We start from the raw sequence: 19,152 nt of genomic DNA on the forward strand, positions 1-19,152 counted from the left end.
GATAGGAGGTGTCCTTATGGAAAAGGACAAAGAAAGTTTATCACATAGTAAATGGAGATGTAAGTATCACATCGTGTTTGCGCCAAAATATCGGAGACAGATCATTTACGGAAAATATAGAGAAAGTATAGGTGAGATTATTCGCACGCTCTGTGAAAGAAAAGGAGTAGAGATCATTGAGGCAAATGCCTGTGCAGATCATATTCATTTGCTTGTAAGTATTCCACCAAAGTTAAGTGTTTCGCAATTCATGGGCTATTTAAAGGGAAAAAGTAGTTTAATGATATTCGACCGTCATGCAGAGTTGAAATATCGCTATGGGAACCGAAAATTTTGGTGTCGAGGGTACTACGTGGACACGGTTGGACGGAATAAGGAGCAGATAGCTGAGTATATTCGTAAACAAATAAAAGAAGATTATTCAGCAGATCAGCTTACGTTGTTCGAAGAGATAGACCCGTTTACAGGAGCAAAAAATAAAAAGAGATAGAGCGAGATTCTTTTAGAATCAGCGAGTAGAAGTGGTGCGGGGGGAAGCTTTCAGAGGGCCTTTTAGGCCGAGGCCGGTAAGAGAGGCTTCTAGCCGAAGAACAAACCACCCGTTTCACGGGTGGTCATGATTAATTTTTATCGTAAGCCTCTAAAGCAGCTGGCAAAGCATTCAGTACTTCATTTCCCACAGCTGGTAAACCGACCATGATTGTGCTGATCACTTCCTCACGAGTAGCTCCGGCTTTCTTGGCTAGCATGACATGAAATGGTAATCCGCTTGTTTTCCCAGTTGCGGCTAAAACGGCAAGATAGGTCAAGTGCTGGGTCTTATCGTCTAACACACTGATTTCTCCCCACGAATGGATCATTTCGTTGAAGGCTTTTTGATACTCTGGTGCTTCTTTCGCAAATGTTTCAAAAGAATTGCTTATAGTCATCTGGATACACTCCCTTTTTTTCCATAAGTGTATCAGATTATCAATACTTTAGGCTAGATCATCGCGCAGTGCTTCGATAATATTCTCCTTTTTTATTTTATCGACTGCATAGAGCATTGTGATCACTACGATTAGAAAGACACCTAGGATGCTGATCAACAAACTACTCCATGGAAAATGAAACACAATTTCTGCCCCACCCTTTGTCATGCCTTGGTAAATCAGCCATGAAATGATGCCGGCGGCTGGAACGCCCAATAGAAGCGAGCGCGAACCATAAAAGATACATTCAAAGATCATCATTTTGTTGAAATCTCGATCCGTCATCCCAACCGAGCGCAGCATTGCCAGCTCTCTTCTTCGCAATTTGATATTGGTTGAAATCGTGTTGAGGACATTTGCGATCGCGATCAGTGAGATCATCGCAACAAAGACATAACTGAAGATATTGACGACAAAAATAGTATTGCGATTTTGTTCAAAGATCTCATTGACGTTATACAAATCATATTGCGCCGTGATCCCTTCCTGTTCGATGATTTTTTTCATTTCTGCGGTTGACCAAGCGGCGTTTTTCGACAGAAAGGTCAAGCCGATATCCTGATTTATACCAGTTAACGAAAATTTATCCTTCATTTGATAAGGTGCCACTACCATGAGAACATAGGGCTTCTTTTCAGCCGGTTGTCTAGGTAACGTATCCATCGGATAAGTGTCCGCAAATTTTACCTTGATTTTTTTCTGCTGATCCCAAGCAGGTTTTCCAGCGATTTCTGGCGTAGCCGTCAGAGTCAGTTCATCTTTGGCGAACAAGTCGATCAGCTCAGTTTTCCCTTCCCCTTTATCTATCCTCTGTTTTGCGACAGCGATTACTTTGCCATTTTCACCTGTGTACTCTTTGGGAGACAGGTCCATACTTTGAATGAATTTTAAGTATTCCTCGTCCTCGATGAACTGGATATCAAGGGATAGTTGGTTTTGTTTATTAGTTGGTCCCAGCTGTTCTCGATAACGACTAGAAAAATCACTGGACTTCACTTGGCTAGTATATTGCACGATCGCTTGATAGGAGCTGCTGGTAATTCCTTCGACTTTTTGGAATTTCTCGTAAAGACGGAACAATTCATCCTCCGATAGTTCCGAGCTGGAAAACACAATATCATAATCCGTATCTACCACCGATTGTTTAGCAATTTCCTGTAAACAGCTGCCGAAAGCTCGCGCTGACACAAATAATACAACACTCAGTGCCAATGATAGGATAATCGTCCGATACCGTTTTCTATTGCGTTTAAAATTTTTTAGCGCCAACATCCCTTCCAAGCCATAGATCCGTTCCGAGAAGTTGGTCGTTTTGACATCTTTAGAAGAAACTTTTATTTCATTCGATTGACGAATACTTTCCATTACTGGTGTATTGGCCGCTTTTCTTGCGGGAATCGAAGCTGAGATCACTATTGTAATCAAGCTAACTGCCGCCGCTGCCAATAGGATAGGAACAGACAAAGTTAAGTCTAGTGAGTTATTGCTATAGAGAAGATTGTTGAAATTTTTGGCAACAAGAGTAATAACAATTTTTATGCTGCTGATTCCTAATAGAATCCCGAATGGAATGGCAACGATTCCGATGCACAGACCTTCAAACAGAACAGAATTTCTTAGCTGCTTCGGTGTTGCTCCAACCGATGCTAGGATGCCAAACTGCTGCATCCGTTCGTTCAGCGAGATTGTAAAGGAGTTGTAGATCAAGAAGACAGAGCCCAGCATAATCAATGCAACTAAGATAGTCCCAATGGAGTACAGCAGCAGATTAAACACTGTATCATCGGATGCTCCCATAAAGCGCAGGACCTCGTCATTCAAGGTATAAGACTGATTTATTTCCGTATTATCGGCATAAGAACGGGCTTTTCTCGGATTTTTAAGCGTGACAAAGACACTGAGATTCTTTTGCTTCTCAGCTTTTTCGGCAAGTGTAATCACGGTATAACCAGGTGCGCTCTTTTCTTCAAAGCCAGGACGTTCGCAGATACCGACTATTTTGTAGCTTCTGGTTTCTCTCAAAGACAATGATTCTAACTCTTTTTGTAGATCGTCATAGGCATCGTGCTGGTTCAGACGCTTATTTCCTTTCATGCGATCGCCAATCGTTAATGAAAGAGTCTCACCAATTGCATATTTCACTCCGCCGTTCGCCGCAACATGCGCTGGAATAACAACTTCCTGACTGCTTTTCGGCAGCCTACCGGATAGCATTTTTACTGGCAAGGTATCAAATGTATTTTGATTAAAGCCTGCGACAAACAGATAAGGCTTATTGGGATTTTTTCCGCCAGTTAACTCGCCATATCCAATATCCTCATACTCAGCGGTTTTTAGAACATCTTTATTCTGCGCCTGCTTTTTAGCAAAGTCAGAGCTGACGTCTAAAAATTCAACATGCCAATCGCCATATTTTCGCTCCGCGCCCCTCACCATGTAATCTTGCAACGAGATAGCAAAGGTGGCGACCGCGGTGATCATCGCAGTCGACAAAATGACGCCGATAATCGTGACTAGTGTTCGTGTACGGTTTTTTTTCATATTTTGCAGCGTGACTTTATGGAAGATGTTCATGATTGCACCATCCTCTCATCACGGGTCACACGTCCATCGGAAATACCGATGATTCGATCTGCCTGCAGTGCGATCTCTTCATCATGGGTCACGACGATCAAGGTTTGTCCGTATTTACGATTGCTCATTTTCAACAGCTTGATGATTTCGTGCCCATTTTTACTATCTAGGCTCCCTGTTGGTTCATCCGCCAGCAAGACTGCTGGAGCATTCATCAGCGCCCGTCCCACTGAGACCCGTTGCTGCTGTCCGCCGGATAACTGATTCGGCAAATGATCTTTTCGCTGACTTAACCCTAAGAGCGCCAACAATTCGGTAAGTCGTTCTTGATTGACCTTGCGCTTATCCATCAAAACCGGCAGTGTGATATTCTCTACCACATTTAATGTCGGAATCAAATTATGAAATTGATAGATTAGACCAACTTGTCGCCGACGAAAAATCGCCAGCTTTTCATTATTTTGCGCATACACATCTTGTCCATCCAAAAAAACTTTCCCGCTGGTAGGCACATCCACACCGCCGATCATATGGAGCAGCGTGGATTTTCCTGAGCCAGACGCTCCAATAATCGCTGTAAACTCGCCTTTTTCAATCGTCAAAGACACGTCATCCAATGCAACGACCTTGTTCTCACCTTTTCCATAAACCTTGCTAAGATGTTCGATTTTCAACAGCTCCATTATATGAGCCCCCTTCCTTATGGTTCACCTATATAATAGAAGCTTCACCTTTCAGCTCGGTGACTTCAAAGTGAGAGATCCGTCACTTTGGAAAACGAATGATAAATAGCGCGCCGCCATCAGGATAATTTTTTGTCACGATCGTTCCGCCCTGACGCTGAATGATCGACTGGCTCAAAGACATACCAATGCCAAATCCAGTTGTACTTCCAGTTTTCCCACGATAAAAACGATCAAATAAGTGATGCAGATCAGCTGCTTCAAAGCCTTTACCACTGTCGTGAATCGTAATTTCGGTAAATAGTGGATTGTCCCTTCCGTTGATTTCAACCGTTCCCTGGTTGCCAATACTTTCAATACAGTTTTTTAGAATATTTTGCAGCGCTTCCGATAACCAAATCTCGTCACCTTGGATCGTACTCTCTGGCGCAATAGACGTTACTACCTGAATCTCATGCAAATCTAGTGCTACTAAAAATGGGCGCAAAGAAGTTTCTACTAACTCGGCCACGTTAACTGACGCATTTTGAAACTCTACAACATCCGCGTCTAAGCGCGAAAGCTTTAATAACGCTGTAATCAAGCCGTCCATCCGTAAAAGTAACGCTTCGATTTCTCGCAGATTCATTTTCCGTTCTTTTTCATCAGTGCTTTCCGCTGCCAAAGACAAAAGAAGGTTGACTGAGGTTAAAGGAGTGCGCAGTTGATGAGCGATATCCGCTAACGAATCCGCTAAGTTTTCCTTTTCTTTATTAAGGACTGCATTCTGTTCACGAATCCGCAGTGTCATTTTGACGACCTCACTTTGCAGGATCGAAAGCTCCCCTTCATCCAACTCTTCGATAAATAAATGATCTTCGTTGTGCAGGATCAAATCAATCTGATCAGAAATTTGCGCGATTTTCTGATAACGGGCTTTTGTGGCAGCATAAAATAAACCACCAAAAATAAGCGCAGTAAATAAGACCAGCATCCCAGCGGCCGTATTTTGACTGAAACCAAACACAGCCAAAATGACTGTGATCACTGCAAACACCAAAGCGAACCTGCGAAATTCCTGATTTCTAAACATTGCTGCCTCCTAAGCGATACCCCATTCCGCGAACGGTCAGAATGATTTGAGGATTTGTCGGCTCATTCTCGATCTTTTCGCGCAAGCGTTTGATATAAACGGTCAAGGTATTGTCATTCACAAATTCGCCTGCCGCGTCCCAGATTTCATCTAGCAATCGTTCACGTGTGATGATGATTTTCGGATTATTTACGAATACCAGCAACAGACGATATTCTAAAGCCGAAAGAAAAACTTCATTGCCATTTTTTCGCACGATACTGCTGGTAATGTCGACAGTAATCCCAGCAACCTCAAATATTGCCTGTCCCTGCCCATGTTTTCGCAACGCATTTTTTATTCGCGCCAATAATTCCCGTGGTCGAAATGGTTTCGTGATATAATCATCAGCTCCCATGTTCAAGCCCGTCACTACACTCGCCTCATCACCAGAAGCCGTCAAAAAAATAACCGGAATCGTTTGCTCAGCCTTTATTTCCGTGCAGACCGTGAAGCCATTGCCATCAGGAAGAGAAATATCCACCAAAGCAATATCAAAACGATTTTCTGACAGAAGCATCAGAGCTTCACTTTTACTTGCGGCGTGGATCACAGTGAACCCCTCAGACTGGAGTAAAATGATTAAATTTTTCGCGATCACTTGGTCATCTTCCACTAAAAATAGCTGTGTCATCGTAACGTTCCCTTCCTGACTATCTATAATTAAAAGCATCCTTGTCGTTGGTTTTATTTTACCTTAAATAATCGATGCAAAATAGAAACCTGTTATTATTTTTATCTTTTCACTGAATTCCTTTGTGCTATAGTGATAAATAAGAAATCCTCCATTTAGAGTGAGAATGAGGTGAAAATATGTCGTTGTTGCTGAATGGTCTTTTTGCACTTGAATTAGCATTATTGCTGACGCATGAAATGGATGCTGTGGGCCAGAAAGAATGGAAGCTGTTTATCTTTTTAAAAGATCTGCCCCAGCAGACTGCTTATTGGGTCTTTACCCTACCCCATATCGTTTTATATGCTCTCGTGCTCTTTTTCCTTCTATTGAAGAGTACAATCATTCTCTACGTTGTTGATCTATTTCTTATTTGTCATCTGCTTCTTCATTACTTTTTCAGAAAGCATCCGGAGAATCATCTGACTGGCTTTTGGTCGAAGTTAATTATTAACTTCGCTGGGATCATTGCCGGAATTCATTTGATTTTGATGATGATCGCACACTAAAAGGACCCATTTTCATGAGTCCTTTTTCTAAAACTATTCATCCAACAACTAATCACGAATATTTTTCTAAATGCCATGACAATTTGCTTCTTTATTCGACACGTCCAAAATTACCAATTATTCTGGATAGAAATCCCTAACTCCTTAAAATCTGAGCTCTCATTTCAAGATTCTTTCATCCAAATTTGTCAAAAACTTGATAAATAGTTCCCTCTCAAGTTTAAGTGTAGCACGAAAAAGCGCATAGTTCACTATTCGCTTTTTTTGCATTATTTGTTTTTGGTTTCAGCTTAACCGCCTGATAATCAGAAACAAAAAAATGAAACCAGTTAACGTCCCTTGATCGCTCCGTTTTCTCTACGCACAATTAAACGGTTACTGAATCTATAGAAAAATTATACCCATCACATAATAAACATTTTTTCACTATTCTAAACACCATTGATTTTTTTAGGCATAGCAAAGAAAACCGGTCGCGATCCGTTTTTTTTCACACAAATCAGCTTGGCTGCTGTGGTATTTTTACTGGATTGAGAGGTCGCTTAATAAGCGGAGCTTACTAGTTAAGCAAGCCGCCATTCTCTTTTAAACGACGAAGAATCACTTAAATCCAGCTACAGAACTCCTCCCGCAACGGAACCTTCTAATAGAAAATAGTGTGATCGTCATTCTTTTTTCGGTTGTTTCCCTTCTTTCTGTTGCTGTTGCCTAGACCCGTCTTAGCTAACGCCTGTGTGACCAAATCTAATATATACTCTTCCCGCCTGTTTCGAGGTTTCTTCTGTTTAGTTTTCGCAGGCGGCGGATCAGCGACGGCTGTTGTACTCGATTTTTTTTTAGTTACGCCTGTCTCTTGTCCACTGGAGTTTTCTTGTGTCCGTTTATCCGGGATGGGTATCTCTTCCTCCAAGAATTCCTGTTCTTTCTCAATAAAGACGACGCGGATATTTTTCAAACTGCGGATGTTTGGATGGGCTGCTTGTACTAACGCTAAAAGCTGCTCTTCATTTAAAGCTAGAGCATCAATGTCTATTCCCTCTGGTGCAACGATCTCAATTAATTTCTCAGCAGTTTCTTCTACTTCCATGATCGGATCAGAAAATCCGACTGATTCCCCCTGTATTTCTTCAACAGGCTCCTCCTCATAGGTATTTATCTTCCCAGTTCGATCTAAATCGATAAATTTTGCAAAACGCCGCATGCCGTTAGTTGATTTCAGGATAGTCAAAGTAGTCAGAATTTCCAACCGCTGTGCGGATTCGGCTTTTGTTAAATTCTCATAGGTGTCTCGTATTTTTAGGCGATGCTTTTTCCCGCTGGCATCTTCAAATACTGCCACTATGTCATGCCTATGATCAGGACGGTCAATTTTTCCCGTACCTGGAGTATTTAACAGCTCACTATAACGACGTGCCTCTTCTGTGGTATTTAAGTAAGCGGATTCATTTTCGAACAGCCTTCTCTTGACCTGTTCCTGCCACTCATCAACAGTAAAGAAAGACTTGAAATATACGCAAAATTTGCGCAATGTATCATTGGGTTCAGCCGTCATAAATAATTGGCGGACTAAATCAGCACACATCATGGAGAAATCCTGCAAAACCAACGCATCCCTCAACAAAATCACAACCAGATATTCCACGACTGAATTCACGTCGCGGGTCGCTTCATAATAAGAAATGACTTTCTGCTCAAGCCCTTTTCGTTTCTTCATACTCATAAGCTGACGCTGCCCTAAAGGTTTAACTGATTTTTTTGCTTCCATGTGATTCGCTCCCTCTTTCTACTATTAAGTTTGTTTAAAAAAATCATAACGCTAGTTGGCTAATAATACCAATTCTAATTTATTCAAAAAATGAAAAAGTTTGCATATATCATTATTGTGTTTTTACATTACATTACCTATATTTTGGTAAAAACAAATCAATACTATTAGTCAGCGAAAAACTTTAGATGTTTTTTTGCAAAATACGCCTAAAGTCCTATAGTCCTCCCTATACTATGTAATGTATAGTATGATGTATAGAGAGGTGTTGTTGATGGATAGTCAATTAAAAAAAGGTTTGATTGAGTATTGTGTGTTGGCCTCATTAGTGGACATTGATTCCTACGGCTATCAAATCGTGAAAGAAATCCATCCACATCTTGAGATTACTGAATCAACACTATATCCAATCTTAAAAAGATTAGAGACAAATAATAAGGTCTCTACCTATTCAAAGGTTCACAATGGACGTTTGAGAAAGTATTACCATTTAACGGATCAAGGAGTTGCCAGTATTCAGAAATTTTTACAGGAATGGAACGACGTAGAAGCAGTTCACTATTACATTAAAAGGAGTGTCGAAGAATGAATCGAGTGGAATTTATTAAGGAACTAAGCAATTATTTAGCTTATGAAGTCAGACCTAGCGAAGTCCATCGCTTGATTGAATATTACGATGAAATGATTTTAGATTTGATGGAGGATGGCTATTCTGAACGAGCTGCCGTCAAGAAATTAGGTGATCCCAAGCAATTAGCCTATGAAGCGGCTGGTATCCCAACGGAAGTAAGGGTTCCCCGTCGGTTTAACTGGCTTTGGATCACTCTGTTGATTCTCGGTTTTCCATTGTGGGGAAGTCTAGCACTCGCAGCATTCTTTGTTCTTTTAAGTATTGATATCGTTATCTGGTGTATTCCATTCACGGGTGCTTGCTTAGCTGCCGGAACGATCATCGGCGGTGTAGCCGCAGCGTTCACCAGCCCATTTGTTCTATTCAATTCAGTCTTTATGGGGGTTACTCAACTTGGTGCAGGGATGTTCCTGTTCGGCTTTGGTCTATTATGCATGTGGCTGACATACAAGTTCAGCGCAGTCTTCATGAATATGCACCGCAGCTTAATGCGGATCATTCGCCGCAACATTTTCCAAAGAAAGGTGGTCCAAGTATGAAATCCAAACTTTTATTGCCAAAGGTAGCAACGTATTTGATCGGGGCTGGAATCTTATTAATGATGCTAGGCTATGCGTTATCCGGATTCTCTACTGATCGTTATCGAATGGATTATGAAGACCGTCATTGGTACAATGTCGTAGGGTTTTATGTAGATTAATAAAAGCTCGAATCCGTCTGGATTCGAGCTTTTTATTCGTTCATCAACGCTTTTTCGACGGCTTTTTGGATGACCTTACTTGAATTGGTGGCTCCAGAAATGGCATCTACCTTGATCTTTTGTTGATCCACCATTTTTCCTGGCAAAACATCGGCTTTCTTGCCGCGATCATTGTAATGCTCCAACAGTTTGATCGACTGGAACTGATGATTTGCCACTTCAACTTTTACTTTCGCCCGAATAAAATCTACATCGTGCTCTCCTACATAGTCCCCATCCTTTAATTGCGTTAAGTCGGGTTCAGCAACACGAATCGTCTGAACTGCCTGTTTATAATCAAGATAACGTTTGTAATAAAAGACTCCATAACCACCGATCAGAACGACTACAATCACTACTACAAGCAAAATAATCTTCACCTTCTTTGTCATAACTATTCCCTCTCGATCTCGATTTGAACAAAAAGCTTTTCAATATTGTCATTTAGTTCCGATTTATTGATTTTATACAGCTCGTGATTCTCAAAAAGCGGCATGATCTCTTCCATGACTTCGATGATCTGGTGAAACATGCGGATGCGTTCTTTCATCGCTTTTACATTGCGAATCAGTACTTCATTTGCCTTATCGTTGCAATCCTGCCCTTCCGGCTCATGGTACAAAGAAGTCAGTGTACGGATATCCTCCAGTGAAAAGTCCGCGTACTTCAATACAACTAAATTTTTTACGATCAATAAATCCTTCTGATCATAATACCGATACCCATTCTCTAAGCGTTTCGATGGCAGAATTCCTTCTTTGTCATAATAGCGCAGCGAAACGGCGGAAACGCCGGTTAATTGCGAAAACTGCTTGATCGTCCACATGCCAATCCCTCCCTTTTTTACATCCTAACATTCAACTTCAGGTGAAGGTCAAGCCCTTTTCATCCTTGAATGAGCTATTTCATTCAACAAAATCATGCTACACTAGCAATAAGAAACAAAGCTTAAGAGGTGAAGGTTATGGAAAAAATCAAACTAGTCCAACCCGGAAAAAGTCATGAAGCAGCAGTCAAGGACTACACAGAAGAGCATTTTTCTGTCGGTGAAGATTCGCTACACGGTTCGTCATTGCTGACAGAAATGGAGAGCTACAGTGCATGGCTGGCACATCTGACCAAAGAATCCGATAGAGCAACAGTCGCTCCTGATTGGGTGGTTTCTACTACCTTGATCGCTCTGCGGGATAGCGATCAAAAGGTCATTGGAACGATCAATATTCGCCACGAACTGAATGAGTTTTTGCGTGAATTTGGGGGGCATATCGGTTTTGGTGTACGCCCTAGCGAACGTGGGAAAGGCTACGCAACAGAGATTCTGCGTTTAGGATTAGACTATTGCAGAATGCTTGGGTTGGAAAAAGTGATGGTAGCCTGCTACAAAGAAAATATTCCTTCAGCCAAAACGATTCTAAAAAACGGCGGGATTTTAGAAAGAGAATTTATCCATGATGATGGAAAAGAGGTTCAGGTTTATTGGATCAATTTATAAGCCGTTCCCTTTAAAATCAATAGGCTCCTGTTGAATGTGATGATAAAATAGGGATAGAGAAGAAGTCTGAGAAAGGACGTGATGCTCATGAACGCTACGCTGAAGAAACATGATTACTCATTTCGCAGGATTCAGCAGGCTAATTTCCATGATATGACCTTTGAGCAAGTGGATTTTTCGAATGCGGATCTGACTGGAGCGAACTTTAGCAATTGTTTATGTATTGATTGTGACTTTTCAGAGGCGATTCTTAGAGATGCGGATTTACAGGGAACTGATTTTCAAAACAGCAGCCTGCGTGGCGCAGATATCTCTGGCGCAAACCTCTTCTTCGCGATGCTGGAGCATGCTGATTTGACGGACATTATCCACGATGAGCGGACGCAATTTTTTGATTTGTATTGCCCTGCAGAAGGCCCTTTTGTCGGCTATAAAAAGTGCTTTGATTTTCGAATCGTTCAACTGTTGATCCCAGCCGATGCGCGCAGGACTTCTGCAACAAACACTTGCTGCCGATGTGATAAAGCTAAGGTACTGACTATTAAAGATATGTATACAAACGAAGACTATGACGAAGCTGTTTCATATGTTGATGGAAATTTTGTTTATCGTGTTGGTGAATATGTGGAGGCAGAGAATTTCAATCCCAATCGCTGGGCCGATTCTACTGGCGGGATTCACTTCTGGCTGACCCGAAAGGAAGCTGAAGGATATATGTAAATAAAGGAATCCGATCGCTACTTTTACTTAAAGTAGCGATCGGATTCCTTTATTTTTATTCCTTTTTATCCTGAAATAGGTCCAGCGTTAGTCCTTTGATATCCGTTAAACGCAGGAGGTCTCTTAGCGATTCATAGTCTTCGTATTGTTTCTTCTTCTCTTCATTCAACTTATAAGCAGTCACGATACCCGACATTACTGGAGCATCGAACATTTTTGCCGCGACTGTCCGATAGATACCATCCTCTTGGAGAATGTAGCAATCATCATCCTGATAATGGTTGAACTTGATGGGATGCTCTCCCTCAAGATTGATCTTTCCAGCATAAAATGCTTGTTGGGAGGCTAGCCCATTCTCCTCCAGAGAGCGCAAGTTCTCTTCGAGCTTAGCAGCTTCTTGATCGTCCTCAGCTGCCCCCATAAAAAGGTCATAAACAGATTTTCCTGCGATCGTCTGATTGGTTTTTACTGCAACAATTTTCTGAACGGGGATGTCTATCCGTGGGCGCTCGCTATCTTCTATCTTGTCATAATAGTACTCTAGATGTGTATCTTGAAAAATAATTCTTTTTTGCAGCTGGATATGATCCAAGCTGATCCCAGCCTTCGTCATACTGTCGATCGCTTTCTTTTCAATATCTGTATTCATTATAAGCCCCCTTCAACCAATATTTTTCTCAAATGAAAAATATATCCTCCATATCAGAATATCCTTAAAAAGGAATTCTGAAAAAAAGACAGACACCTGCAATGTAGACTGCAGGTGTTGGTTTGACCGATTATTTGATTCTTCACACCAAGTTTGGACAGCTATTCCAATCAATGGCTGTTAATTCGATGTCTTTTTCTAAAATCGTTTTATACAACACCTTGTTTTTCTAAATCCATATACATCAGTATTTCACTCAATCTCTTAGAGGTCAGATTTCTTACTTCGCGTGGCACAAATTGATGAATCTCATCCTCATTGTAGCCAATCTGCATTCTCATCTCATCCATCACGATTGGACGTTTCAACAAGCTAGGATTCTCTTCGATGATTTGAACTAATTCATTAAGTGACAAATCATTAAAGTTGCACGTAAATTTATTATAGACCTTTGATCGGGTCGCGATGATTTCCTCAGTGCCTGTTTCTGTCATTGCAAGAATCTCTTTCAATTCTCTTTTCGTAAGAGGATCAGTAATAATATTCCTTTCTTCAAAATCTAGTCCTTGTTCTTCTAGCCATGCTTTGGCTTTCCTGCACGAGTTACAACTAGCCGAGCCATATAATTTGATCATTTTGATTAACACCCTTCTGCAAAGTCATTTTAAATATGTTCTGTTATTCTACATCTAATACGTTACAGCACTTGCCACCCTTTGTTAATCTAATTTTTAAAAAGTATCAAAAAATAGTATTTAAAACATGTAAAAACAACCCATTTTTATAACAATCATGCAATTGAGAATAAATGGAACAGCTGTCAAAACATTGATACATCAGTATTTAAGCTCTGAAAATGAAATATTCCATAACCACCAGATATGATGCCCATGAGATTGACTCAAATATTTCTCCAAGAAGTAAAAATATGATTATCTAACTAAAATTATTTTTTTCAGTCATAACCAGCTGAATAATTTAATGATTTTTTTGTTTTAAATTTGAACGTGTCAAAAAATCCATATAAATTATTATGAGGGTTTCCATGTTTCCTAACATAGCAAGCGCAAAGAAAGCTTCTGTATGAGAAGCCGCTCCTATGAAAGCGAAGTTAATCAAGTTAATTGACGCTTGCTTTTCCTCTCGAAGCTAGTAAACTGAAGATGAGCATAAAAACACATGGCGGTTGGTAGTCCGCCGCATGAAAATGTCAGTAACCTGCCCTCCCTGGGTTGTCCATTGCTTGAAAATAAAATCAGGGGAGGTGTCATCATGAAGTTGACGATCTACTTCGATGGCAGTTTTTGGTGTGGTTTGATTGAAGCTGAAACAGACGGCCATTATCAAGCGATTCGCCATGTTTTTGGAGCAGAGCCAAAAGATGCAGACGTGTGGGACTTTATTTTCCAACGTTTGCCGCACTTACTAGAGCAGTCCGGTTCCGTAGCCGTTGTGCAAAAGTCTGAAAAGAAATTGAATCCGAAACGTATGCAGCGATTAATTAATCGTGAAAAACGTCAGCCGGTTGTTTCTACAAAAGCTCAGCTTGCCATCAGCGAAATCCGTAATCAAGCAAAAGCAGTGAACAAATCACAGAAGCGCCAAAGAAAAGCCGAGTATGCTGAAGCACGTTTTCAACAGAAGCAAGCCAAGAAACGTGAAAAGCATAAAGGACATTAAGAAAGAAGCAGCCCGATCTAAATAGATCTGAGCTGCTTCTTTTACTTCCCTGTTATTCCTCTTTATTTTTAGCTGGCAAAGACTGCATCAGGGCATAAAAATACTCAGCCTCACCAGTATTGAAATAGTTATACCAGGCATCTAATGTATTTGATTCAAAAACATCTAGCTGCTCAATAATTTGTTTTGCCCATAGCAAACCGGCCGTAGAGCTGGCAGTGATCAGGTTATCTTTCGCAACCGATGGCTCGTCTACATAAAAGCTCTGACCCTTGTAACTAGGAGCGATCATGTCCAGAAATCCTGGTCCATTGCTCGTATGTGTCCGCTCCTCCAATAATCCAGCATTAGCAAGGGCAGCAGTTGCTCCACAGATGCCCCCACCTTGGCACCTGAAGAAAGGAACGCACTAGCTTTTTCGATGACCGCGCCATGCTTTGGATCGTTCCATGTATCTGCTCCTGGCAACAACAACATATTTGCTTCACTCACCACGATCTCATCGATGGCACAATCAGGAATAATCGTCATCCCGCCCATAGTTGTAATCGGGTCTTTCGAATAACTTACCGTTTTAAGCGTTACTTGTTGCGCTCTCTGTTTGAAAAATCGACCCGAATTCAGCTCCGCGGTCAGGTGTCCCAACTCCCAGTCAGCTAACGTATCCATCACATAAACATAAATTGTGTTCATAATTTTCCTCCTTGTTTTAAAGTAATCGTTTTTAAGAAAAAGTTAGGTTGATGCGAATGCCGTATGTCATTCAATAACTTTCTATATACACAGTATACGTGACAATCGTTGACAACAGTATGTCAACAATCTAAACTAAAATAAGAAAATTTGGAAGGTGGCTCATTTATGAAGATGGACCGGATGCTCAGCATCATTATGCTGCTGCTAGATAAAAAAAGAGTCAGCGCACAAGAACTGGCAGATAAATTTGAAGTTTCCTCTCGCACGATCTACCGCGATATCGACACCATCAATATGGCTGGCATTCCTATCCACTCGACTTCAGGCGTCGGAGGCGGCTTTGAGATTATGGAAAATTACAAGGTCGATCAGAAAGTCTTTTCGTCCGCCGATCTTTCCGCTATTATGCTGGGGCTTTCCAGCCTATCCGGCATGATGCAGGGAAATGAACTGACAAATGCCTTAGCTAAAGTCAAAAGCTTTATCCCTGCAGATCAGGCGAAAGACATTGAGGTAAAATCAAATCAGCTGTCGATTGATCTAAGTCCTTGGATTGGCAATAAAAATATCCAGCCTTATTTAGAAATAATCAAAGCCGCCATGCAAGATAATAAGCTGCTTTCATTCGAGTACTCCGATACTCACGGAAACAAGACCACAAGAACAGCTGAGCCTTATCAGCTTGTATTGAAAAACAGCCATTGGTATTGGCAGGGCTATTGTCTGATTAGAAAAGACTTTCGCCTATTCAAAGTTGTGCGCATGACAAATCTGCGGATGCAAGAGGAATCATTTACAGCGCGAGACTATCAAAAACCACAGCTGGACTTCGATGATATTTTGGAAACAATCCAAATAACCATCAAGCTTCGCATTCACAACGCCGTGATGGATCAAGTGCTAGATTATTGTGCCTATGAGAATTTCACTCCAGATGGTGCTGATCATTATATCGTTGACTTCCCATTTATCGAGAACGAATACTGCTACAATATTCTTTTCAGCTTCGGAAAACATTGCGAGTGCTTGGAGCCTTCACATATTCGAGCAGAGATGAAGCGTAGAGTACAGAATATCGCTGCATTATACGAAAACTAAATGAACAGAATGTGTCCATCTGCTTCATAATAAATCAAAAAAATGGCTACGAGAAATCCAGCAGTGTTTTCTCGTAGCCAACTTTTTATTTATACTGGATTCACATTTTAAACTTAGCCCTTTGATGGCGTTGAAAAAATTATCTTATTTCCCCTGCTGCATCAATTGCAGCAATGGATTTAAATGTTAACGCATAAAACATCGCAAGAAAGATCCCATAAAGGATCGTAAATAAAAACCCATCTCGCCGATTTTTACTACTTTTGAAATGTTCAACTAGTTTTCCGATAAACATTTTTGGCCGCAATAAATCCCAAGTATTGAAGCGAATATAACGACCCAAATAAATGCCAAAACTTAATAGTGGGAATACTAGCCAAGTTAACATTTGGAATAATGGCGTATTCAGCTGCTGGATACTCAGCGGATCAATATAGATAATCACCAAAAATTGCAGCAGCAAGATATTTAAGGCCGTATTTAGAACTCCCGAAATCGCCAGACTCAATACAGAAATGATGTCGTACCAGATGGGAACCTCCACTTTATCGACATCACGGTGCGTTAAATTTAATTCTGTAATTAAGTAACCAGAATTCGGCAGAAATAGAAACCAGGCTAACAAGCCAATCACCAATATAACAAAAGCAACGCTGCCAACCAGATCACTGTTGAGCATAGCACCCAGCCATGAAACAAAAATCTGCGCGAGAATGGTGCCCACCAAAATAGCTATTGGTATGATTGAAAGATTAAAATTGTGTACCATCGGTTGAAATAGCTTAGCGTGAAACAATCGAGGACGAATCAGGATCGTCCCAATCGCAAATAAATTGAATAGGATGGTAACCAGCAGTATTACAAACAAACTATCACTCCATACATTTTTTTGCTCCTTTAACAATCAAGAAAAAGTCTCCTGATCCTTGGTTCAAAAAAACCGAACCAACCAGAGTCATATACGAATATCATATCATATAGCCATGCTACTACTCCTGAAATTTGTTTAGGTTATAGATTACCAAATTGACTAAGTCGTCATACTTATTCCTTGAATAGAATAGCTCAGCAATTCATTCAGACTGACAATTTTCCATTTCTTACTTTTCACAGTTATTCAACAATGAGGTAAAAATAGCACACTCATCAACTTAGGATGATTGTGCTATTTTCACCGTGTTTGATCGATCCTTCCCGGGAAATCACCAGAAGGAACGATAACAATATTGAAGACAAAAAGATGTCTGCCCTACTTGTTTTTGCTAAAGATTCATAATTTTATGCTATGTTTCTCTTCGTTTTTATTCAACCTCAAATAATATTAAGGACACATAGTAGTCGTATTATCAATCTAATTCGGGATACCCAGATAGTAAACAATCTTTTGTTCCTGATTCATATAAAACGAGGGAGTGAGCTCCCTAACATAGGCAGTATAGCCCGGAATACGCGCTATCTGCTGTTGGCCTTCTGAATCACGATAAATCAATCCTAATGGATGAGAAGTCATTGCCAAATCTAAATTTATTGGACTTTCAACCAGTGTCCCAACCTCGCCTGATAATTCAATCATCCCTTCATCTGGGATACGATAGCCAGTATCAAAGAATAGAAAACCTTCTGCTTTCACGCTCGTCCATGTAGAGGGATTATTTTCATCAGTATAAATATAGAAATTTTCTCCGATACGAGAAATAATCTCATTGAAATCAATCAACACGCGACCTATCTCCCGTTCTGCCCTATAAACGAAGGTTACGTCTTTTTCCTGTTCCCCGAAAGTCCCCGACGTCTCTCCAATCACTTGCACAACAGACATTCCAGGAAATTCCAATGGCTTCGCCTCGTAGCTTTCTCCAATATTTCCTGATAATACTACGTCCTGTCCAATTATATTCCCCGTCTCTTCAACAAAGTGGACATTCACATTTGCTCCTTTTACCGGATTTTTTCTATAAATATATGTCACTTCTTGTGCTTGTTCTGTAAATGTTCCTGTTTCATCGCCTAGAATGTTGATTAAGCTGTATCCGTCGATAATTTTTTCTTCAGTCGAAAAAATCTCTCCAACATTGCCCGTCAACGTGATATCCGCTTCCAACTTATTGCCGTTTTCATCCATATAATGAACCGTTATGTCAGCTCCTTTTACTGGATTTTTTTCATAAATGTACGTTACTTCCTGCGCTTGTTCTGTGAATGTTCCGATTGCGTTCCCTTGAACATCTTTGAAGCGATATCCATCGATGGCCTTTTCTTCGGTGGTAAAGGCCTCTCCAACTTTCCCTTTCAATGTCATGTCGGCTTCTAATTTATTCCCCTCTTGATCAAGATAGTGTACGACTACGGTTCCTTCTTTTTCTTCAGGAACAGACGGAATCTCATCATCTTTCACGGTGTGAATATAGCCAACATACTCATAGTCTGTAATCGAAGTAATTGGTTTGAATACACTGCCCTTGGTTAATGTCTCTGTCGTAGTTCCCGGTAACCCGATTGTGTCCGCTAAGACACTAGGAACACCCAATCCTCCTGCAACAACGAGAATTAGAAGTATTTTTTTGCCTTGTTTTCGCTTCCAAATCAATAATCCCCCTGCCGTTGCGAGAATCAAAATCCCTAGAACAATGACTGTTTTGTTCTGCTTTTCCTCTCCTGTTTGTGGCAGGAAATGTTTACCTTGAGTCGTGGATGTTACTTCGCCGTCTAATGTTTTCATAGCTCGAACTGTTACCTGTGAACGAGCACGCGGTACGAATGTTTTCTTCACAGTTGATGCTGTTTGTGAGATATTTTCATCTTTTACTTGCGCTGTTTGATCCGCCGGAGCTTTTTTCATTTTCTTATAAACTAAACGAAAACTCTCCACATCATGTTTCAGCATACGATTCGGCTGACCAGCAGTAATACTTTTTTGCTCCGATACGGACAAAGAGTCAAATAATGTGTACTCCGTGGTTACCTCTGTCTTGGATTCTTCCGCAAAGACGGCTTGTCCACCGATCTGAAGTACTCCGATGGTCATTATAAGCAAAATCAATAGGCGCGAATATTTCATAAAACCATTCTTTCTCATCATATTATCCCCTTAAAATCGATTTTTTATATCGAGATTCTGCTAAAATGCGGCTTCTTGTGCCCCTCTCCTGTGATTCAATTGC

Annotated in this window: 21 protein-coding genes and 1 pseudogene; 9 read left to right on the top strand and 13 right to left on the bottom strand. The window is 40.7% G+C overall.

Features of this window, described 5'->3' with window-relative positions:
* Positions 1–16 precede the first annotated feature (16 nt).
* Complete coding sequence (gene tnpA, locus E6139_RS20685) at positions 17–490, top strand: IS200/IS605 family transposase (RefSeq protein ID WP_316405435.1); 474 nt, start codon at positions 17–19, stop codon at positions 488–490.
* A 130-nt stretch (positions 491–620) separates the two neighbouring features.
* Here the strand turns inward: tnpA and E6139_RS20690 are convergent, their stop codons facing one another.
* The 5 genes from E6139_RS20690 to E6139_RS20710 form a co-directional block, all read right to left on the bottom strand.
* Positions 621–929 (bottom strand): carboxymuconolactone decarboxylase family protein, encoded by a 309-nt coding sequence (locus E6139_RS20690; RefSeq protein ID WP_316405436.1) that lies wholly within the window; start codon positions 927–929, stop codon positions 621–623.
* 48 nt (positions 930–977) lie between these two features.
* On the bottom strand, positions 978–3,545 hold the full coding sequence (locus E6139_RS20695; protein ID WP_316405437.1) for an ABC transporter permease: 2,568 nt from the start codon (positions 3,543–3,545) through the stop codon (positions 978–980).
* A complete protein-coding gene (locus E6139_RS20700; protein ID WP_316405438.1) occupies positions 3,542–4,228 on the bottom strand; it encodes an ABC transporter ATP-binding protein in 687 nt (228 codons plus the stop codon). Before E6139_RS20700 ends, E6139_RS20695 begins: the two co-directional genes overlap by 4 nt.
* Positions 4,229–4,310: 82 nt before the next feature.
* Positions 4,311–5,300 carry a HAMP domain-containing sensor histidine kinase gene (locus tag E6139_RS20705; protein WP_316405439.1) on the bottom strand — a complete coding sequence of 330 codons (990 nt, stop codon included), beginning with the start codon at positions 5,298–5,300 and terminating at the stop codon, positions 4,311–4,313.
* A complete protein-coding gene (locus E6139_RS20710; RefSeq protein WP_316405440.1) occupies positions 5,293–5,973 on the bottom strand; it encodes a response regulator transcription factor in 681 nt (226 codons plus the stop codon). The genes E6139_RS20705 and E6139_RS20710 overlap by 8 nt, the downstream gene beginning before the upstream one ends.
* Positions 5,974–6,152: 179 nt before the next feature.
* Here E6139_RS20710 and E6139_RS20715 point away from each other — a divergent pair, with 179 nt between their 5' ends.
* The gene (locus tag E6139_RS20715; protein ID WP_316405441.1) at positions 6,153–6,521 is read left to right on the top strand and encodes a DUF6713 family protein; all 369 of its coding nucleotides are present in this window, start codon (positions 6,153–6,155) and stop codon (positions 6,519–6,521) included.
* A gap of 643 nt (positions 6,522–7,164) precedes the next feature.
* Here the strand turns inward: E6139_RS20715 and E6139_RS20720 are convergent.
* A complete protein-coding gene (locus E6139_RS20720; protein ID WP_316405442.1) occupies positions 7,165–8,286 on the bottom strand; it encodes a hypothetical protein in 1,122 nt (373 codons plus the stop codon).
* Between the two features lie 274 nt (positions 8,287–8,560).
* On the opposite strand from E6139_RS20720, the gene E6139_RS20725 reads away from it, so the two are divergent.
* Genes E6139_RS20725 through E6139_RS20735 form a run of 3 tightly spaced genes read left to right on the top strand, consistent with a single transcriptional unit; the run spans position 8,561 to position 9,617 of the window.
* Positions 8,561–8,875 (top strand): PadR family transcriptional regulator, encoded by a 315-nt coding sequence (locus E6139_RS20725; RefSeq protein WP_316405443.1) that lies wholly within the window; start codon positions 8,561–8,563, stop codon positions 8,873–8,875.
* Entirely contained in the window at positions 8,872–9,456 is a 585-nt protein-coding gene (locus E6139_RS20730) for a DUF1700 domain-containing protein (protein WP_316405444.1), read from the top strand. The genes E6139_RS20725 and E6139_RS20730 overlap by 4 nt, the downstream gene beginning before the upstream one ends.
* Positions 9,453–9,617, top strand: coding sequence for a hypothetical protein (locus E6139_RS20735; protein WP_316405445.1), 165 nt, complete (start codon positions 9,453–9,455; stop codon positions 9,615–9,617). The genes E6139_RS20730 and E6139_RS20735 overlap by 4 nt, the downstream gene beginning before the upstream one ends.
* 32 nt (positions 9,618–9,649) lie before the next feature.
* Here E6139_RS20735 and E6139_RS20740 read toward each other — a convergent pair whose 3' ends face one another.
* A complete protein-coding gene (locus E6139_RS20740) occupies positions 9,650–10,048 on the bottom strand; it encodes an FMN-binding protein (RefSeq protein WP_316405446.1) in 399 nt (132 codons plus the stop codon).
* A gap of 2 nt (positions 10,049–10,050) precedes the next feature.
* Entirely contained in the window at positions 10,051–10,482 is a 432-nt protein-coding gene (locus E6139_RS20745; protein ID WP_316405447.1) for a MerR family transcriptional regulator, read from the bottom strand.
* A 138-nt stretch (positions 10,483–10,620) separates the two neighbouring features.
* Here E6139_RS20745 and E6139_RS20750 point away from each other — a divergent pair, with 138 nt between their 5' ends.
* Both E6139_RS20750 and E6139_RS20755 read left to right on the top strand, forming a co-directional pair.
* On the top strand, positions 10,621–11,148 hold the full coding sequence (locus E6139_RS20750) for a GNAT family N-acetyltransferase (protein WP_316405448.1): 528 nt from the start codon (positions 10,621–10,623) through the stop codon (positions 11,146–11,148).
* A gap of 87 nt (positions 11,149–11,235) precedes the next feature.
* A complete protein-coding gene (locus E6139_RS20755; protein WP_316405449.1) occupies positions 11,236–11,868 on the top strand; it encodes a pentapeptide repeat-containing protein in 633 nt (210 codons plus the stop codon).
* A 55-nt stretch (positions 11,869–11,923) separates the two neighbouring features.
* Here the strand turns inward: E6139_RS20755 and E6139_RS20760 are convergent, their stop codons facing one another.
* Both E6139_RS20760 and spx read right to left on the bottom strand, forming a co-directional pair.
* Positions 11,924–12,517 (bottom strand): hypothetical protein, encoded by a 594-nt coding sequence (locus tag E6139_RS20760; protein ID WP_316405450.1) that lies wholly within the window; start codon positions 12,515–12,517, stop codon positions 11,924–11,926.
* 209 nt (positions 12,518–12,726) lie between these two features.
* Positions 12,727–13,152, bottom strand: a complete 426-nt coding sequence (gene spx, locus E6139_RS20765; RefSeq protein ID WP_316405451.1) for a transcriptional regulator Spx — start codon at positions 13,150–13,152, stop codon at positions 12,727–12,729.
* Between the two features lie 637 nt (positions 13,153–13,789).
* On the opposite strand from spx, the gene E6139_RS20770 reads away from it, so the two are divergent.
* Positions 13,790–14,197 (top strand): YjdF family protein, encoded by a 408-nt coding sequence (locus E6139_RS20770; protein ID WP_316405452.1) that lies wholly within the window; start codon positions 13,790–13,792, stop codon positions 14,195–14,197.
* A 52-nt stretch (positions 14,198–14,249) separates the two neighbouring features.
* Here E6139_RS20770 and E6139_RS22900 read toward each other — a convergent pair.
* Positions 14,250–14,890 (bottom strand): annotated as a pseudogene (locus E6139_RS22900) (type 1 glutamine amidotransferase family protein).
* Positions 14,891–15,058: 168 nt separating this feature from the next.
* On the opposite strand from E6139_RS22900, the gene E6139_RS20785 reads away from it, so the two are divergent.
* Positions 15,059–15,991 carry a YafY family protein gene (locus E6139_RS20785; RefSeq protein WP_316405455.1) on the top strand — a complete coding sequence of 311 codons (933 nt, stop codon included), beginning with the start codon at positions 15,059–15,061 and terminating at the stop codon, positions 15,989–15,991.
* A gap of 139 nt (positions 15,992–16,130) precedes the next feature.
* Here E6139_RS20785 and E6139_RS20790 read toward each other — a convergent pair whose 3' ends face one another.
* Positions 16,131–16,895 (bottom strand): DUF1361 domain-containing protein, encoded by a 765-nt coding sequence (locus tag E6139_RS20790; RefSeq protein WP_316405456.1) that lies wholly within the window; start codon positions 16,893–16,895, stop codon positions 16,131–16,133.
* A 447-nt stretch (positions 16,896–17,342) separates the two neighbouring features.
* Complete coding sequence (locus tag E6139_RS20795; protein WP_316405457.1) at positions 17,343–19,067, bottom strand: MucBP domain-containing protein; 1,725 nt, start codon at positions 19,065–19,067, stop codon at positions 17,343–17,345.
* Between the last annotated feature and the right edge of the window lie 85 nt (positions 19,068–19,152).

The sequence above is a fragment of the Enterococcus sp. genome, assembly GCF_032555305.1.
Taxonomy (GTDB): Bacteria; Bacillota; Bacilli; order Lactobacillales; family Enterococcaceae; genus Enterococcus_A.

What these genes read in the sequence shown, in the direction of transcription:
- E6139_RS20705 (WP_316405439.1), bottom strand. Translation starts at nt 5,300, where the DNA reads ATGTTTAGAAATCAGGAATTTCGCAGGTTCGCTTTGGTGTTTGCAGTG.
- E6139_RS20710 (WP_316405440.1), bottom strand. Translation starts at nt 5,973, where the DNA reads ATGACACAGCTATTTTTAGTGGAAGATGACCAAGTGATCGCGAAAAAT.
- E6139_RS20740 (WP_316405446.1), bottom strand. Translation starts at nt 10,048, where the DNA reads ATGACAAAGAAGGTGAAGATTATTTTGCTTGTAGTAGTGATTGTAGTC.
- E6139_RS20770 (WP_316405452.1), top strand. Translation starts at nt 13,790, where the DNA reads ATGAAGTTGACGATCTACTTCGATGGCAGTTTTTGGTGTGGTTTGATT.
- E6139_RS20760 (WP_316405450.1), bottom strand. Translation starts at nt 12,517, where the DNA reads ATGAATACAGATATTGAAAAGAAAGCGATCGACAGTATGACGAAGGCT.
- E6139_RS20720 (WP_316405442.1), bottom strand. Translation starts at nt 8,286, where the DNA reads ATGGAAGCAAAAAAATCAGTTAAACCTTTAGGGCAGCGTCAGCTTATG.
- E6139_RS20745 (WP_316405447.1), bottom strand. Translation starts at nt 10,482, where the DNA reads ATGTGGACGATCAAGCAGTTTTCGCAATTAACCGGCGTTTCCGCCGTT.
- E6139_RS20735 (WP_316405445.1), top strand. Translation starts at nt 9,453, where the DNA reads ATGAAATCCAAACTTTTATTGCCAAAGGTAGCAACGTATTTGATCGGG.
- E6139_RS20700 (WP_316405438.1), bottom strand. Translation starts at nt 4,228, where the DNA reads ATGGAGCTGTTGAAAATCGAACATCTTAGCAAGGTTTATGGAAAAGGT.
- E6139_RS20690 (WP_316405436.1), bottom strand. Translation starts at nt 929, where the DNA reads ATGACTATAAGCAATTCTTTTGAAACATTTGCGAAAGAAGCACCAGAG.
- E6139_RS20725 (WP_316405443.1), top strand. Translation starts at nt 8,561, where the DNA reads ATGGATAGTCAATTAAAAAAAGGTTTGATTGAGTATTGTGTGTTGGCC.
- E6139_RS20715 (WP_316405441.1), top strand. Translation starts at nt 6,153, where the DNA reads ATGTCGTTGTTGCTGAATGGTCTTTTTGCACTTGAATTAGCATTATTG.
- spx (WP_316405451.1), bottom strand. Translation starts at nt 13,152, where the DNA reads ATGATCAAATTATATGGCTCGGCTAGTTGTAACTCGTGCAGGAAAGCC.
- E6139_RS20730 (WP_316405444.1), top strand. Translation starts at nt 8,872, where the DNA reads ATGAATCGAGTGGAATTTATTAAGGAACTAAGCAATTATTTAGCTTAT.
- E6139_RS20695 (WP_316405437.1), bottom strand. Translation starts at nt 3,545, where the DNA reads ATGAACATCTTCCATAAAGTCACGCTGCAAAATATGAAAAAAAACCGT.
- E6139_RS20785 (WP_316405455.1), top strand. Translation starts at nt 15,059, where the DNA reads ATGAAGATGGACCGGATGCTCAGCATCATTATGCTGCTGCTAGATAAA.
- E6139_RS20755 (WP_316405449.1), top strand. Translation starts at nt 11,236, where the DNA reads ATGAACGCTACGCTGAAGAAACATGATTACTCATTTCGCAGGATTCAG.
- E6139_RS20750 (WP_316405448.1), top strand. Translation starts at nt 10,621, where the DNA reads ATGGAAAAAATCAAACTAGTCCAACCCGGAAAAAGTCATGAAGCAGCA.
- E6139_RS20795 (WP_316405457.1), bottom strand. Translation starts at nt 19,067, where the DNA reads ATGAGAAAGAATGGTTTTATGAAATATTCGCGCCTATTGATTTTGCTT.
- tnpA (WP_316405435.1), top strand. Translation starts at nt 17, where the DNA reads ATGGAAAAGGACAAAGAAAGTTTATCACATAGTAAATGGAGATGTAAG.